General features: G+C 70.2%; 10 protein-coding genes and 2 pseudogenes. 9 read left to right on the plus strand and 3 right to left on the minus strand.

Annotated elements, in window-relative coordinates:
- Positions 1–47 precede the first annotated feature (47 nt).
- Positions 48–3,197: a type 2 lanthipeptide synthetase LanM family protein gene (locus tag HNP84_RS31515; protein WP_185053585.1), complete on the minus strand. Its 3,150-nt coding sequence runs from the start codon at positions 3,195–3,197 to the stop codon at positions 48–50.
- A complete protein-coding gene (locus HNP84_RS31520) occupies positions 3,190–3,339 on the minus strand; it encodes a hypothetical protein (RefSeq protein ID WP_185053586.1) in 150 nt (49 codons plus the stop codon). The genes HNP84_RS31515 and HNP84_RS31520 overlap by 8 nt, the downstream gene beginning before the upstream one ends.
- A 243-nt stretch (positions 3,340–3,582) precedes the next feature.
- Between HNP84_RS31520 and HNP84_RS31525 the strand changes: the two genes are divergently transcribed.
- Entirely contained in the window at positions 3,583–4,752 is a 1,170-nt protein-coding gene (locus HNP84_RS31525; RefSeq protein ID WP_185053748.1) for a serine hydrolase domain-containing protein, read from the plus strand.
- A 130-nt stretch (positions 4,753–4,882) separates the two neighbouring features.
- Positions 4,883–5,770: a CPBP family intramembrane glutamic endopeptidase gene (locus HNP84_RS31530; RefSeq protein WP_185053587.1), complete on the plus strand. Its 888-nt coding sequence runs from the start codon at positions 4,883–4,885 to the stop codon at positions 5,768–5,770.
- Positions 5,771–5,879: 109 nt separating this feature from the next.
- On the opposite strand, the gene HNP84_RS31535 is transcribed toward HNP84_RS31530, so the two are convergent.
- A complete protein-coding gene (locus HNP84_RS31535) occupies positions 5,880–9,161 on the minus strand; it encodes an AfsR/SARP family transcriptional regulator (protein ID WP_185053588.1) in 3,282 nt (1,093 codons plus the stop codon).
- A gap of 255 nt (positions 9,162–9,416) precedes the next feature.
- Here HNP84_RS31535 and HNP84_RS55365 point away from each other — a divergent pair, with 255 nt between their 5' ends.
- The 7 genes and pseudogenes from HNP84_RS55365 (at position 9,417) to HNP84_RS31565 (ending at position 14,289) form a co-directional block, all read left to right on the plus strand.
- On the plus strand, positions 9,417–9,779 hold the full coding sequence (locus HNP84_RS55365; protein ID WP_312926179.1) for a serine hydrolase: 363 nt from the start codon (positions 9,417–9,419) through the stop codon (positions 9,777–9,779).
- Positions 9,780–9,918: 139 nt separating this feature from the next.
- Complete coding sequence (locus tag HNP84_RS31545; RefSeq protein ID WP_185053590.1) at positions 9,919–10,242, plus strand: hypothetical protein; 324 nt, start codon at positions 9,919–9,921, stop codon at positions 10,240–10,242.
- A gap of 89 nt (positions 10,243–10,331) precedes the next feature.
- Positions 10,332–10,685: a periplasmic substrate-binding domain-containing protein gene (locus tag HNP84_RS31550; protein ID WP_185053591.1), complete on the plus strand. Its 354-nt coding sequence runs from the start codon at positions 10,332–10,334 to the stop codon at positions 10,683–10,685.
- A pseudogene (locus HNP84_RS56835) lies at positions 10,682–11,236 on the plus strand (ABC transporter permease); the annotation flags it as partial. The gene HNP84_RS31550 and the pseudogene HNP84_RS56835, both read left to right, overlap by 4 nt.
- Positions 11,237–11,309: 73 nt before the next feature.
- Entirely contained in the window at positions 11,310–11,648 is a 339-nt protein-coding gene (locus HNP84_RS55375) for an ABC transporter permease subunit (RefSeq protein WP_281396333.1), read from the plus strand.
- 83 nt (positions 11,649–11,731) lie between these two features.
- Positions 11,732–12,505: pseudogene (locus HNP84_RS53745) on the plus strand (ABC transporter permease); the annotation flags it as partial.
- The gene (locus tag HNP84_RS31565) at positions 12,502–14,289 is read left to right on the plus strand and encodes a dipeptide ABC transporter ATP-binding protein (RefSeq protein ID WP_185053593.1); all 1,788 of its coding nucleotides are present in this window, start codon (positions 12,502–12,504) and stop codon (positions 14,287–14,289) included. The pseudogene HNP84_RS53745 and the gene HNP84_RS31565, both read left to right, overlap by 4 nt.
- Positions 14,290–14,412 lie beyond the last annotated feature (123 nt).

The raw sequence follows: 14,412 nt of genomic DNA on the forward strand, positions 1-14,412 counted from the left end.
GCCGAGCCGGCAGCGGTGGTCATGGGATGGGCCACGTTCGAGAGGGATCAAACACCCAGGCCGGAGCGGGGGCGTTCCAGGGCGATCACCGCGGGAACGCGGTCGGGCCTGGCGGCGCGGAGCATGCCGTACCCGATGCCGGCGAGACCTGTTATCAGGCCCGGCACCTGGACCCCGCTCACGGTGCCGCACGTCCACTCCGGCCTGGCGGCGGAGGCGTGCGCCAGGGCGACGGCTTCCGCCCGCAGCCCAGGATCGTCCCGGACGGCGGCCGTCTGCAGGAGCAGCTCGATGTTCCCGAAGTCGCCGTGGCACAGGCACTGGCTGGACCCGAAGCCGTGGGCCCTGGTGGTCGTCAGGGCCGCGTCCACCTCGGCCTGGGCGAGCGGTCCTGTCAGCCATCGGGAGGCGAGCACCCTGCTGAGGCCGATGCCCATCGCGCCGTAGCACCAGAACGCGACGGGCGGCATGTCGGCCGGAAGGTCGAACGCGGAGTGGTCGCGCAGTTCGGCGAAGGTTCCCGTGCGGGGGTCGAAGCTTTCCTGCTCATAGCGGATGGCCTCGATGCCCGCGCGTACGTAGGCGTCCTCCGAGAGCAGCTCGCCCGCCCGCCCCAACGCCCACCCCATGCCGCCCGTGCCATGCGAGAAGCCGGAGATGGGACGATTTGCCTGACGTCGCAGGGAGTCGGACAGCCAGCCGGGCCCTGTACGGCTGTTGAGCAGGTGGCGGGCCGCATTGTTCATGATGTCGCGCACGCGCGGTTCGGGGCTCAGGGCGTGCAGGCTGTCGAGGCAGACGAGCAAACCTGCGCAGCCTCCGACGACGTCGTACTCGCGGTCTGTCTCGATCAGGGCGTTCAGCGGCTCGAGCAGGCTCCTCGCATGGCCGAGCAGGCGGTCGTCCTGCCACAGGGCGGCGAGGTGGCTGAGTGTGTACACGAAACCGCCGTACCCGGTCATACCGAGCTCCTGGCCCAACAGGCCGCGCCTGACCTGTGCGAGGGCCGTGTCCAGGGCGGCGCGCGCCAGCTCGGTGTGCCGGTCGTCACCGCTCAGCGCGCCGAGGTGGGCCAGGAACAGGGCGATGCCGCTCAGCCCGTGGAACAGGTCAGGTCGCAACCGGCCGAGCGACCATTCGCCCTCCTTGGTGGTGTTGACACCGAACCACTGGGCTCCCCCTTCCGCCGTGACCGCGAGCTCGCGGAGACGCTCGCCGACGTCCACGGCGGCGGTCACGAGGGCCTCCGGTTCTCCCGCGACCGGCTCCAGCGCGTAGGCGGGCATGGCCCGGACACCGTGGCTGTTGGCGGCGGCCATGCTGATGGTGCCGTGCACCAGCCAGCGCTGCCTGGCGTAGTCCTCGGGTCCGAGCGTGCGCAGACGGTCGAGCACCGCGTCCATCGCGGGCCGCAGCGGGAATCCGGGCACCGGCTCGTCGTCAGCGGCGAGCAACGCGTCGCCATCGGTGGTGGCGCTGAAGTACGGCACGTCGTTGTTCCACAGGTCACGGCGCTCAGCGTCGATGCACGGGGCGAGCGCGGGCAGGTGCGCCGTCTCCCGCCACAGCGCGTCGAAGTGCCTGTCGCGGTCGGAGCCGTCACCCAGCAGCGCCGGGTGGTAGGAGATACGGAGGATGGCCTCGTACAACATGGTAGGCCGGACGATCACTCGGACCCGGTCGCCCCTGAACATCTCCAGCACGCCCGCGAGCGCCTCCCGCTCCCGCTCGCAGATCCGGTACGCCTCGGTGAAGCCTTCCAGCACGTCTTCGCGGAACTCGTTCAGGTCGAGCGTGGCGTCCGGCGGGACGGGCCGGTGGTTCGGCGTCTCCATCGGCTTGTACGCCAGCTCGATGCGCATGGTGTCCTTGCCGAGGTCCACCAGGAACGGGATGGGCGTCGGGCTGTTCAGGTTCGTGGGATGGCCCATGCCCGACACGTCGACCAGCGTGCCGTCCTCAGTCGCCCAGGCCGGTTGCGGCAGCAGCCCGATGGCCAGGACGGAGGAGACGGTGAGCTCCCCCATGACGTGCTCGACCGCCGTCACTCTGGTGTCGCGCAGCGGCAACTCGGGAGCGAGCAGCGACTCCAGGTCGACCAGCACCGGCTGGTCGCCGGCGGCGATCAGGTTCTCCGCGTGGAAGTCGGCGGCCCGCAGCAGGTGCAGCAGCGCGAGGAGGAAACCCTGCCGGTGGTAGAAGGCGTGCAGCGCCTCGCGGTCCGCGCACGGTTCCGGCTGTACGTACTCCACCCAGCCGTACTGCCCGCGGTCCAGCACCTCGATGGTCCGCAGCGGGCGGCCGGCGCCATGGTCGTTGAACCAGCAGAGCAGCCGCTGGAAGTGGGCGTCCACGGCGAGCGGACGCGGTTTGTACATGATCTGGAGACCGTCGTGGAAGCGCAGCCGGCACACGGTGAACCCGCCCCTGTGCCTGTCACCGAGACCGCTGTGCAGCTCGGCCAAGGGGGTCGTCACGCCGAGGGCATCCGCATCGGCCACCAGCCGCTCGGCCAGCAGGGCGTTCGCGCGTACCCAGTTCCGCACGGCGACCGCGACCTGGCGGACGAGCACCGGATACCTCTCCAGCAGCCGCGCCCGGCCCTCGGCATGCTCGTACGCGGCCAGGAACCGGCGGAACCGCTCCTCGCTGCCGCCCTCTCCCAGGGCACCCGTCTCCCGCGCCTCCCACAGCTCCACCACGGCGGTACGGGAGACCATTCGATGGACGAGCTCCGTCAGCGGCCTGAGCGCCTGCTCCAGGAACACCTCCCCCTCGATCAGCGTGCTCCCGAGGCCGTCGAGCCGGGCGCGCAGCAGCTCGCGGCCGTGCCGCAGCAGCGGGGCCACCAGCGTCGAGAGGAGGTTGATGTGGGTCGGCTCCCAGTCCGCCCCGGGGCTCCCGTCGAGGAGGAAGCCGCTGTCGTGGACGATGCCCATCCACTCCGGTTCCTCGCCCGTGTAGACGGGATCGGTCAACAGGGCGAGCAGGCCATTCTCGTCCAGGCTGTCGGCCGCCAGCCGCCGTTGCCAGAGCCCGGGGGTGTCGAACGGTGGCGTGGACCGCCACCGGGCGAGCCGTTCCCTGGCGCCCTCGCCCGGCTGATGACGGGAGGCGGTCCTTCGGCGCTCCGCCAGCGGAGCCGCACGAAGAGGGGCGGGTACGCCCGCGAGGGCGTACCCGGGAACATCAAGCACAGCAGGACACCGTTCCGGAGCACACGCGCGTGGCCGAGCTGATGGTGGCGCCGACGCGGTCCTCGCTGATGGCGTGCACCTTGAACGCCTGGTCCAGCTCCAGAACAGGGTCGCCGGCGAATCCTGCGTACGAAACGTTCATGACTGCCTCCCGGTGGTCGGTGAAGGGGGTCGAACACTCCCCGCCGGTGGCGTGGGCGAAGCCCCCGTCTTCCTGCATCAGCTAACCAATCGCGCCTGTCGGGAGGCTGTCGGCTCTCTGTCTCCGGCGCCCGTCGATCGGCCGATCGTCCAGCCTGGATCGGTCGAACGGCCGGTGCCCAAGGCGCGCGCCTGCCGCGATCGTGGAACGCGCCGACCACGTACGCCGACGAAGGAAAAGATCATGTTCGTCACACATTTGGCTTTGGTCGCCACGCTGACCACCGCGATCAATGCCACACCCGAATACGGCCGGCCGGATCTACGGCGGGATGCCGAGAGGATCGTCGCCGGCGGAGTCACCGGGGTGCAGGCGCGTGTCACCGGCGGAGGCCGGAGCATCGTAGCGACGGCAGGCGTCGCCGATCTCCGGACCAAGAGCCCGGTGCCGTCGAACGGATATTTCCGGATCGGCTCCAGCAACAAGGCTCTCGTCGCCACCGTGGTGCTGCAACTGGCCGGCGAGGGGAAGCTGTCACTCGACGACACTGTGGACCGGTGGTTACCCGGGCTGATCAAAGGGCGCGGCAACGACGGGCGGAAGATCACGGTCCGCGACCTGCTCCAGCACACCAGTGGGATCGTCGATGACTACCCGTACCCGGCCGCCATCGCGTCCTCCCGCCAATACCGCCGCCACTGGCACGACACCTACACCCCGCAGCAGGTCATCTCCAGGGCGATGCGCCACAAGCCGGCCTTCGCACCCGGCAAGGGCTGGCTCTACTCCAACACCGGGTACGCCGCACTCGGCCTGATCATCGAGAAGGCGACCGGCCGCTCCTGGCATGCGGAGGTGAAACGGCGCGTCATCGAGCCGCTGGGCCTGAAGCACACCCGCTGGCCCGCGGGATCGGCCGAGCTGCCGCGACCCCACGCGCGCGGGTACAGCGTGTTCAAGACCAGCGAGGGATTCGTCGACACCACCCGGCATCGCGACGCGGACGCCTCAGGCGGGTTCATCTCCACCACGGCGGACCTCGATCGCTTCTTCACCGCCCTGCTCGGCGGCGAACTCCTGCGGCCCCGGGAACTCGCCGAGATGCGCAAGACCGTTCCCGTCGCCACGGAGTTGCGGCGAATCTGGCCAGGCGCCCGCTACGGACTCGGCCTGGTGCAACGCCCACTGCCTTGCGGCGGCACGTATTGGGGGCACGGCGGGGACATCCTCGGCTTCATGACCAGAACGGGCGTCACCGCCGACGGGAAACGCAGTGTCGTGATCTCCGTTTCGACCGAGCGCTTCGATTCGGCGAAGCGCGCTCTCCAGATCGAGGACGCCGTCGATCGGCTTGTCAATCGAGCTCTGTGCGGTGGGTCCGGGGTCGGCCGGGACATGTCGCCGGCCAGTTGACCGTCCACACGGCCGGCGGAGCGGGGCGGCAACGGGGTCGATCACCGGCAGCGGGTAGGGGAAACCACACTCCGGATCGGGGGGACCACGGGAGTTACCCGAGCGTGGGATCTTCCTAGCGTTGCGGTACATGCAGATCGTTCGACAGCACAGTGTGGCGAGTTTCTTCGTCCTGGCTTACGGGCTCAGCTGGCTCGCGTGGCTGCCCTACCTTCTCTCGCAGGACGGGCTGGGCGTCCTGCCCTTGAAGTTCCCGGTCGTGCTCGGCGACACCATGCTCGCCGGCATCATGCCCGGCGCCTATCTCGGCCCGTTGGCCGCGGCGTTCATCGTGACCGCCATCGCCGGCGGCGGGAACGGCCTGCGGCAGTGGCGCGCCCGCCTGTTCAGGTGGCGCATGGGACTGCGCTGGTACGCACTCGCGCTCGCCGGCATCCCGGCACTGCTGCTCCTGGCCACGCTCGTCCTCCCCGGCGCGGCCGCCGGCGCCCGCCTGCCCGCGGCGGAGGTGTTCCTCACCTACGTACCGCTGCTCATCGTGCAGATACTGACCGCCGGGCTCGCCGAGGAGCCCGGCTGGCGGGACTTCGCGCTGCCGCGCATGCAGGACAGGTACGGCCCGCTGCCCGGATCGGTGTTACTGGGCCTGCTGTGGGCGGGCTGGCACCTGCCCTTGTTCGTCACCGTCTGGTCAGTGGACGGACCCGACCCCGTCGAGATGGCGCTGTTCGTCGTCGCCGCCGTCATGATGAGCATCGTCATCACCTGGGTGTTCAACCACACCAGGGAAAGCCTGCCTGTCGCCATCCTGATCCACGGCAGCAACAACGCCGTCTTCGAAGTGGTCTGGCCGCAGATGTTCCCCGGACGCGACGAGTCCCTGGACACCTGGCTGGCGATGGTGATCGGGTACGGCGCGCTGTCACTCGTTCTGATCGCGTTTACCCGCGGCAGGCTCGGCCGGAAGCCGGCGCCCAGCACCGCCGACGACGTCACATCCTCGGCCGGCGCCGGGTGACGGCGCTTTGCGCCCTCTCGGCCGATGCGGCATCAGCGGGCCCGCCACCACTCGGCTGCCCGGCCACCCCAGCCATGCCCGCGTGAGTTCCCCTCTCGGGGGAGAGGAGTCAATGACCGGGTTCGGCTTCCCGGCTGCCCAGTTCCTCGAACAGTCGCATCGCCCGCTTCTGATAGGCGACGGCGTCGGCCTCGTCCGCGGCGTTGCCGAGCGTACGAAGAGTCCGCGCCTCGCCCAGGCGGTGTCCGGTCTCGCAGTGGATCTCCAACGCCAGTCGCGCCTGCCGGACTGCCGTGGCTCGATCTCCCGCCGCCAGAGCGATGTCGGCGTGTGCGCTGAGAGCGAGTCCTTCGACGACTCGGAAGGATCGCTCGCGGGCGAGCCTCAGAGCTTGATCCGCGAAGGACTCCGCCTCGGCCCTACCCAGGCCGGCTGCCGCGTTCGCCAGGCCGGTGAGAGCGACCGCCTTGACGTAGAAATGATCGTCGGCGGCCAGTTCCACCGCTCGCAGATGGTGATCCATGGCCTCGGCGTGATGGCCCGTGCGGTCGTGCACCCTGCCCAGGGCGTTGCGCGCCATCGCCTCGGCGAGGCGGTTCTCCATCTCCTGGCTGCACGCCAGTGCTCGTCGCCCGAAGTCCAGTGCTCGCTCGTATCGGCCCAGCGCACAGTGGACATCGGTGAGAGCGGTCAGGCAGTGGGGCTCGACGGTGCGGTTTCCGGCCTCTTCGAGAAGACGCAGCGCTCGATCGAGGTGCCTCAGCGCGTCGTCGAACCTCCCGAGCAGATGACAGACTTCACCAAGGTTGGTGGCGATGATGCCATCGCGATCGGCATGGAGCGGAAGAGCCTGAGTCAGATGGTGGAAGGCGGCATGCAGGTGGCCGAGCTGGGCGTAGGCCATGCCGAGGTTCACATGCTTGACACCCAGCCAGGCCGAACGGCCATCCTGCTCATCCAGCTTGATGCCGTCACGCAAGCAGCGGACCGCCTCCGCCAGTTGCCCGTGCCGCATGTGGTAGCCGGCGAGATTGTTCCGGATGGAGGACTGCCCTTCCTTCCATCCGCTCTTGTCAGCCGCTGACAATGCCTCGGCGTACAACGAGAGCTCGTCACACTGTCCCTGGAACGCGTACGCGTCCGCGAGAGCCAGCGTGGCTGCCGCCGTTCCCGGCACATCACCTTCCTCACGAGCGACCGTGACGGCCGTCCGCGCGCACGACAACCAGTCACCCGTACGCCCGCTCGCCCAGAAGTAGCTGCGCATGGCATCCGTGAGCAGCCACGTCGCCTGCCGCGGACCCGACAGCGCCGCTTGCTGGACCGCCGCAACGAGGTTGCGATGCTCGGCCGCCAGCCACGCCGTCGCCGAGGTGAGGTCGTCGAAACCGGCGGCCGTCACACCGGTACGGTCGGTGGGCAGGGGCAGCCTGGCCCAGTGAGGATGGCTCCGTTCGACGGCGGCACGGATGCTGCGCAGGTACCAGTCGTACAGCCGTCGCCTGGCCGTCTGTCGGCTCTCCGGGCTCTCCTCCGCCTCGGCGCGTTCGGCCGCGTACAGGCGCAGCAGGTCGTGAAACCGGTAGCGGCCGGGTGCGTACTCGTGGATCAGATGCGCGGTGGCGAGCCGCGCGAGTTGCCGGCCGGCGTGCTCGACGGCGGAACCGCTGAGGGCGGCGGCGGCCTCGGCGGTGAAGTCAGCGCCGGGCACCAGCCCGAGCAGCCGGAACATGGCGCGGTCGTGCGGCCGCAGGGCGGCATAGGACAGGTCCAACGTCCCTTGGACGGCGCTCTGCTCGTCGCCCTCGATGCGCAGTTCGGCGAGCCGGTTGCCCTCACGCAACTCGGCCACGTAGGCGGCCAGGCTGTCGAATCGGCCGAGAGTGAGGTTGGCGATCGCGATACGCAGTGCCAGCGGAAGGTGGGCGCACAGCCGCCCCAGTTCCGCCGCCGCTCCCGGCTCCGCCCGTGTCCGGTGCGAGCCGAGGGTGGAGGCCAGGAGTTCGGCGGTTTCCTGTGGTGAGAAGACGCCGAGTGTCAGATGCGAGGTATCACCGTGCATGGACAAGCCGCGCAGTTGGTCTCGGCTGGTGACCAGCACCACGCAGTCCGAACCTGGCAAAAGCGGGCGTACCTGCGCCACATCGCGCGCATTGTCCAGCAACATCAGGACACGCCGATCCGCCAGCATGGTACGCAGGAGCGCCGACCGGGCGTCGAGGTCCGCGGGGATCCGCTGGGCCGGGACGCCCAGGCTCTGCAGCATCATCTCCAGCGCGGTCCCCGGCTCGATCGGCCTTTCATGGCCGAAACCACGCAGGTTAACGTAGAGCTGCCCGTGGGAGAACCACTGGCTCGTCCGGTGTCCCCAGTGAACGGCCAGAGCGGTCTTGCCGACGCCCGCGGTACCGACGATCACCGCGATCCTGGGCATCCGCGTCGCCTGGTCATCGGACGGCCGGAGCAGGGCGTCCAGGGTTCGCAGCTCGCCGAGACGGCCTGTGAACGCGGCGGTGTCGGAGGGGAGCTGCCGCGGACACACCTCCGCCGGCCCCTCCTGCTGGTGCTCCGGTTCGGCGCCGACCCGGGGAGCGCTCCTTGGTGACATCAGGGCCGGCTCGGCGTCCAGGATCGACTGATGGAGGCGACGCAGATCGTCTCCTGGATCGATGCCGAGCTCCTCTCTCAGCAGGCTCGCTATGGTGTGGTACGCCTGCAGCGCCTCGGCTTGCCGGCCGCACCTGTACAGGGCGAGCATGAGCTGCGTCCAGAGCCGTTCCCGCAGGGGATGCGCGGCGGTGGCCGTCTGGAGCTCGGCGACGATCTGCTCGTGGCGGCCGGCCTGGAGAGCCAGTTCGAGCCAGCGTTCCAGCGCCTGCAGCCGTTCCTCGTCGAGGCGCCCGGCGTGGTCACGATGCAGCGACTCCGACGGCACGTCGGCGAGCGCGGGCCCGCGCCACAGATCCAGCGCGGCGCGGAGCAGCCCGGCCTCGGCGTTCTGCTCCGTCGCTTGTTCCGCACGGCGGACGAGATCGTGGAACCGGGCGACGTCGACCTCGTCGTCACCGACCTGAATCAGGTATCCGTGGTGGCGGGTGTGGATCAGCTGCTTGCCTTCCCGGCGGTTGCCGAGAACGTGCCGCAACCTGGCGATATGTGTATGCAACGCCGCTCTTGCGTCGTTCGGCGTGCCTTCGTGCCACATATGCTCGATCAGGTGGTCCGCGGAGACGTACTGGTTGGGGTGTAACAGAAGCGTGGCCAGCGCGATGCGTTGCTTGGCGGCGGGAACGACGATTCGCCGCCCCTGCCTGGTCACCTCCATCGGGCCCAGGATCCCGAAGGCGGTTCCCGATCCCTTGCTCATCCCTTGTTGCTCCGCCTGCGGCAAGGTCTGCTCCTGTCGCCGTGATGACCCGGGCTGAGGTAACGGGATTCTGCCTCACTACTGGCACATTCGGACCGTCTTCCATTTTCCCGTCATACCTGCCGCGGCGACTGCTCTCCCGTACGGGGGCGAACAAAGCGTCCCATCTGGAGGATCCTCATGCCTGTCGATCGCGCGGCTTCCCGTCCCCGTCGGGCCGGTGGCCTGGCTGCTGTGGCAGCAGCGGCCGCCTTGTGTGCCGTTTGCACTGTCACCCCTGTGCCGGCCGCCGCGCAGGCGGATCCCGAGGGCCAGAAGGTGCAGCAGTCGCTGGACGCGCTGACCGAGAGCCGGCGTTTCCCGGGTGCGCTCGCCCAGCGGCGTAGCTGGACGGGGCATGCCACAACGTTCCGATCCGGTACGGCGGCGCTCGGCACCGGATGTCCCATGGTGGGCGCGGACGCGCGGTTGCGAGTGGCCAGCACCACCAAGATCTTCACGGCTGTCGTCGTGCTGCAACTGGCGGCGAAGGGGCGGATCCGACTGGACGCACCGGTCGAGCGTTACCTGCCCGGAGTGGTCCGCGGAACGGGTGCGGGCGCCGGAATCGACGGGCGCGCGAATACGGCGTGGGATCGATGAGAAGGGCACGCAGGTCATGGTGTACACCACCTCCAGGCCGGACACCGTCGCCGAGGCACGACAGGTGACCGACCTGGTGGGCACGGCCTTCTGCGCCTGGCGATGAGCACGGTGATGGCCCGAGGCCGGGCGCCTGGGCGTGGCCGTGTTCCTGTCCCTGACGGTCGTGCTGAGCGCACCGGCCCAGACTGCCGTGATCACGACCGGTGAACGGCTGTGGGCCCTGCCTCTCATGCTCGCTCCGGGAGCAGCGGCCCTGGCGACCCGATGGGTGCTGGGTGAGGCAGTCGTGCAGGGCGCGTTCGACAAGGCCACGACCGGCGGCCACGGCTGGCTGTGGGTCGGCGAACAGGGACTGCTGTTGATCGCGGCCAACATGGCTCTGGTCGTCATCATCGGCGTCAGCCGCTGGACCATCCGAAGGTCGCCCGGGAGCCACCCGGAGGTGCTCCTTCGCCCGTGACGGCCACTCCAGTCCTCTGGAAGTCACGTGCAACGGCGAGCGCTCCCTGAAGCACGCGGCGCCGATGGACAGCCGGTCGGGGTCCACAGGTGATCCCCGGGTTCACCAGCACGCTTCCCGACCCGTCCGGGCTGATGTTCTCCTTCGTCGGCAAGGCCAACATGAAGGCCAACTTCCTCAACGCCGCGAACTTCACCACCGACACCGTGGAGAAGAACTATCCGGCTCTCGCCCCGGAAAGCGCCGCGACGTACGACAGGGAAGCGCGTTGGGCGGCCACCCGGGCCGTTCTCACCGAGGTCGCCGAGCAGGTGCCGTACGTGCCGCTCTTCACCCGCCAGAACGTGTACACGATGGCCAGTGGGCTGACCTACCTCCGGTCGCCGAGCTTCTACGACAAGGTGAGCGGCACCTGGATCGACCTGGTGCGTTCGAGCAAATGACGATCGTCCGCTTTCTGGCGCGCCGGCTGGGCGCCACGCTGCTGTTGCTGCTGGTGCTCAGCTTCCTGGTGTTCACGCTGCTCGCGGCGAGCCCCGGCTCGCCGTTGCAGACCCTGATCGGCGCTCGGCCCCCATCGCCCGAGCTCCTGGCGGCGGTCGAGGCCAAGTACCACCTGGACCAGCCGTTCCTGGTCCAGTACTGGCACTGGCTCACCGGCGCCGCCCGCCTGGACCTCGGCCAGTCGATCTCCGTCCAGACCGACCTGGCCGTGCTCGCCCTGATCGGGGACCGCGCGGCGATCTCGGTACAGCTCGGGATCTACGCGGTGGTGCTCGTGCTCGGCTTCGGCATCCCGCTCGGCATGGCGGCCGGCATCCGGCGCGGCAGCGCCACCGACCGGACCGTGTCGTTCCTGGCGACGTTCTGCATCAGCGCGCCGCCGTTCGTGCTGTCCATCGCGCTGCTGTACGTGTTCGGCGTGGCCCTCGGCTGGTTCCCCGTCTACGGGGTCGGCGAGGGGTTCAGCGAGCGGATCGTCCACCTGACCATGCCCGCGGCGGCGCTGGCCGGATTCCTGTCGGCCGTGGTCATCCGGCAGACCAGGGCGGCGACCCCTGACCGTGATGCAGCAGGACTTCATCACCTTCGCCCGTATCCGGGGGCTGAGCCCCGCGCGCGTCCTGGTCCGCTACGCGCTGCGCAACTCCGCCCTTCCCGTGGTGACCAGCGCCGGACTGCTGCTGATCGCCACGCTGTCGGCGGGACTGTTCGTGGAGCAGGTGTTCTCCCTGCCCGGGATCGGCACCCTGCTGCTGCAAGCGGTCATCAACAAGGACATCCCCGTGGTACAGGGGCTCGCCATCCTCATGGGGGCCGTGGTGGCGGTGGTCAACCTGGCGGTGGACCTGCTCGGACTGGCCCTCGACCCGCGTACGCGAACGATCTCGAAGGCAGGTGCCTGATGGCGACGATCGCGGCCACCGTCTCGTCCACCGCGCGCGGCGTGGCCAGAGCCCCGGTCATGGTGCGGCTGGCCGCCGCCTTCCTGCTGCTGGTCGCCGTCCTGGCGGTGGCCGGGCCGTGGCTGGCGCCCTACGATCCGGCCGCCCAGGACCTGATGCTGAACGTGTCGGGACCGAGCGGCGCCCACTGGCTCGGCACCGACCAGCTCGGCGCCGACGTGCTGTCGCAGGTCCTCGCGGGAACCCGGGCCGCCCTGATCGGGCCGCTGGTCGTGGCCCTCGGCACGGTCGTGCTCGGCGCCTCACTGGGCATCCTGGCCGGCTACCGCGGTGGCTGGATCGACGCGCTGCTGAACCGGCTCGCCGATCTGATGTACGCCCTCCCCTCGCTCCTGGTGATCATCGTGCTGGTCGGCGTCGTGGGCGGCGGCTACTGGTTCGCCGTGCTGGTGCTGACCGTGCTCTCGCTGCCCAGCGAGATCCGGCTGTGCCGCAGCGCCACCCTGGCGCAGGCCCGCCTGCCGTACATCGACGCCGCCCGCACCCTCGGCCTGCCCGCCGGGCGGATCATGGCCAGGCACCTGCTGCCCAACATCATGCCGACCGTGATCGCCACCTTCCTGCTGGACTTCGTCACCGCCCTGATCGGCCTGTCGGGCCTGTCCTACCTCGGCCTGGGCGCCCCGCCCGGCACACCCGACTGGGGCACCCTGCTCCAGAGCGGCCAGAACCTGCTGGCGGACAACCCGTGGATCTCGCTGGCCCCCGGCGCCATGATCGCCCTCACCGCGACCTGCTTCACCCTGCTCGGCGACTGGCTCTACGACCGCTACTCCGCGAACGGCGACCACTCATGAGCCCACTTCTCACCGTCACCGATCTGTGCGTACGCGCGGGGGACAAGACCCTGGTCCGGGACGTCGGCTTCGCGCTGGAGGCCGGGCAGAGCCTGGGCATCGTGGGCGAGTCGGGCAGCGGCAAGACCATGACCGCCCGCGCCGTCCTGGCCGCCCTCCCCGCCGGGGTCACCGCGAGCGGCGAGATCGTCTTCGACGGCATCCCCATGGTCGGCCGCAGGGAACGCGACCTGCGCCCGCTGCGCGGCACCCGCGTCAGCATGGTGATGCAGGACCCCTTCACCGCGCTCAACCCGTTGCAGACCATCGGCGAGCACATCCGCGAGTCCCTGCCCCGGCGGGTACGGCGTGACCGTGCGACCGCCCGCAGCGAGGTCGCCCGCCGCCTGGCGGAGGTCGGCCTGGACTCCGCCGAGGTCGCGGGCAGGTACCCCTTCCAACTGTCGGGCGGCATGCGGCAGCGCGTGGCCATCGCCGCCGCGCTCGCCGCGGACCCCGACCTGCTGATCGCCGACGAGCCCACCACCGCGCTGGACGCCTCCACCCAGGCCGAGATCCTGCGCCTGCTGCACAAGCTCCAGCGCGACCGCGGCATGGCGCTCGTACTCATCACGCACGACCTGCGCGTGGCCTTCTCCGTGTGCGACCGGGTCCTGGTCATGTACGCGGGATCGGTCGTGGAGGACGCCCCCTCGGCGGCGCTCATGGAGGTGCCCGAGCACCCGTACACGCTCGGCCTGCTCATGGCCGAACCGCCGGTCACGCACGTGGTCGAGACCCTCACCGCGATCCCCGGCAGCGTCCCACGGGCCGACGACGTGGCCACCCGGTGCGCCTTCGCCGCCCGCTGCGACTGGCACGTCCCGCAGTGCGCCGCGTCCCGGCCCCCGCTCGCGCCGGTCGGCCCAGGCCACCTGTCGGCCTGCACGCGCCTGGACGAGATCCGCCCCGGCCTGCGACAGCGCCGGGAGCGGGCCGCGGCCCCCGCCACGGCCACGCCTCCGCCCGCGGGCACGCCGATCCTCACCGTGTCCGGGCTGAGCATGACCTACCGCACCACCTCGATGGTCTCCCGTGCCACGGCGAAACAGGCCGTACGGGACGTCTCCTTCGAGATCGCCGAAGGCGAGTCGCTCGGCCTGATCGGCGAGACGGGCTCGGGCAAGACCACCATCGCCCGGTGCATCCTCGGCCTGCAGACCGCGACCGGCGGCACGATCCGCCTCGGCGACCTCGACGTCTCCGACCACCGGCGGCTCAGCGCGAAGGAGCGCCGCCGAGCCGCCCGGCTGGTCCAGGTCGTCTTCCAGGACCCCTACTCCTCGCTCAACCCCATGCTCACCATCGGCGCCGCTCTGGAGGAGGCGATCGCGGTCGGCGGCACCGGCCAGAGCGCCGGCGAACTGCTGGAGATGATCGGCCTGCCCGCCTCCTACGCCGGGCGCAGGCCCAGTGCCCTGTCCGGCGGCCAGCGCCAGCGGGTGGCCATCGCCCGCGCCCTCGCGGTCCGGCCCAGGCTGCTGATCTGCGACGAGCCGGTGGCCGCGCTGGACGTGTCGGTCCAGGCCCAGATCCTGGAGCTGCTGCGCCAGATCCGCCGGGCGCACGGCACGAGCATGCTGTTCATCACCCACGACCTGTCGGTGGTACGGCAGATGACCGACCGCGCCATCGTGCTGCGCCACGGCGAGATCGTCGAGAGCGGCGACACCGCCCAGGTCCTGGACAACCCACGGCACCCCTATACCGTCAGCCTGGTCGAGTCGGTCCCGGGACACCAGTAGAAAGGCCGCTCCTCATGGCGGCTCCGGAACCCGGTCGGCGACCCGAGGAGCGGGGTCAGATGCCGAACGCGCCCGGGTCGGCATCCGGCGCGCCGGCACCTGGCCGGGCGCACCCTGGTGGAT

Origin of the sequence: Thermocatellispora tengchongensis, assembly GCF_014202315.1 — a bacterium.
GTDB classification, from domain to species: domain Bacteria; phylum Actinomycetota; class Actinomycetes; order Streptosporangiales; family Streptosporangiaceae; genus Thermocatellispora; species Thermocatellispora tengchongensis.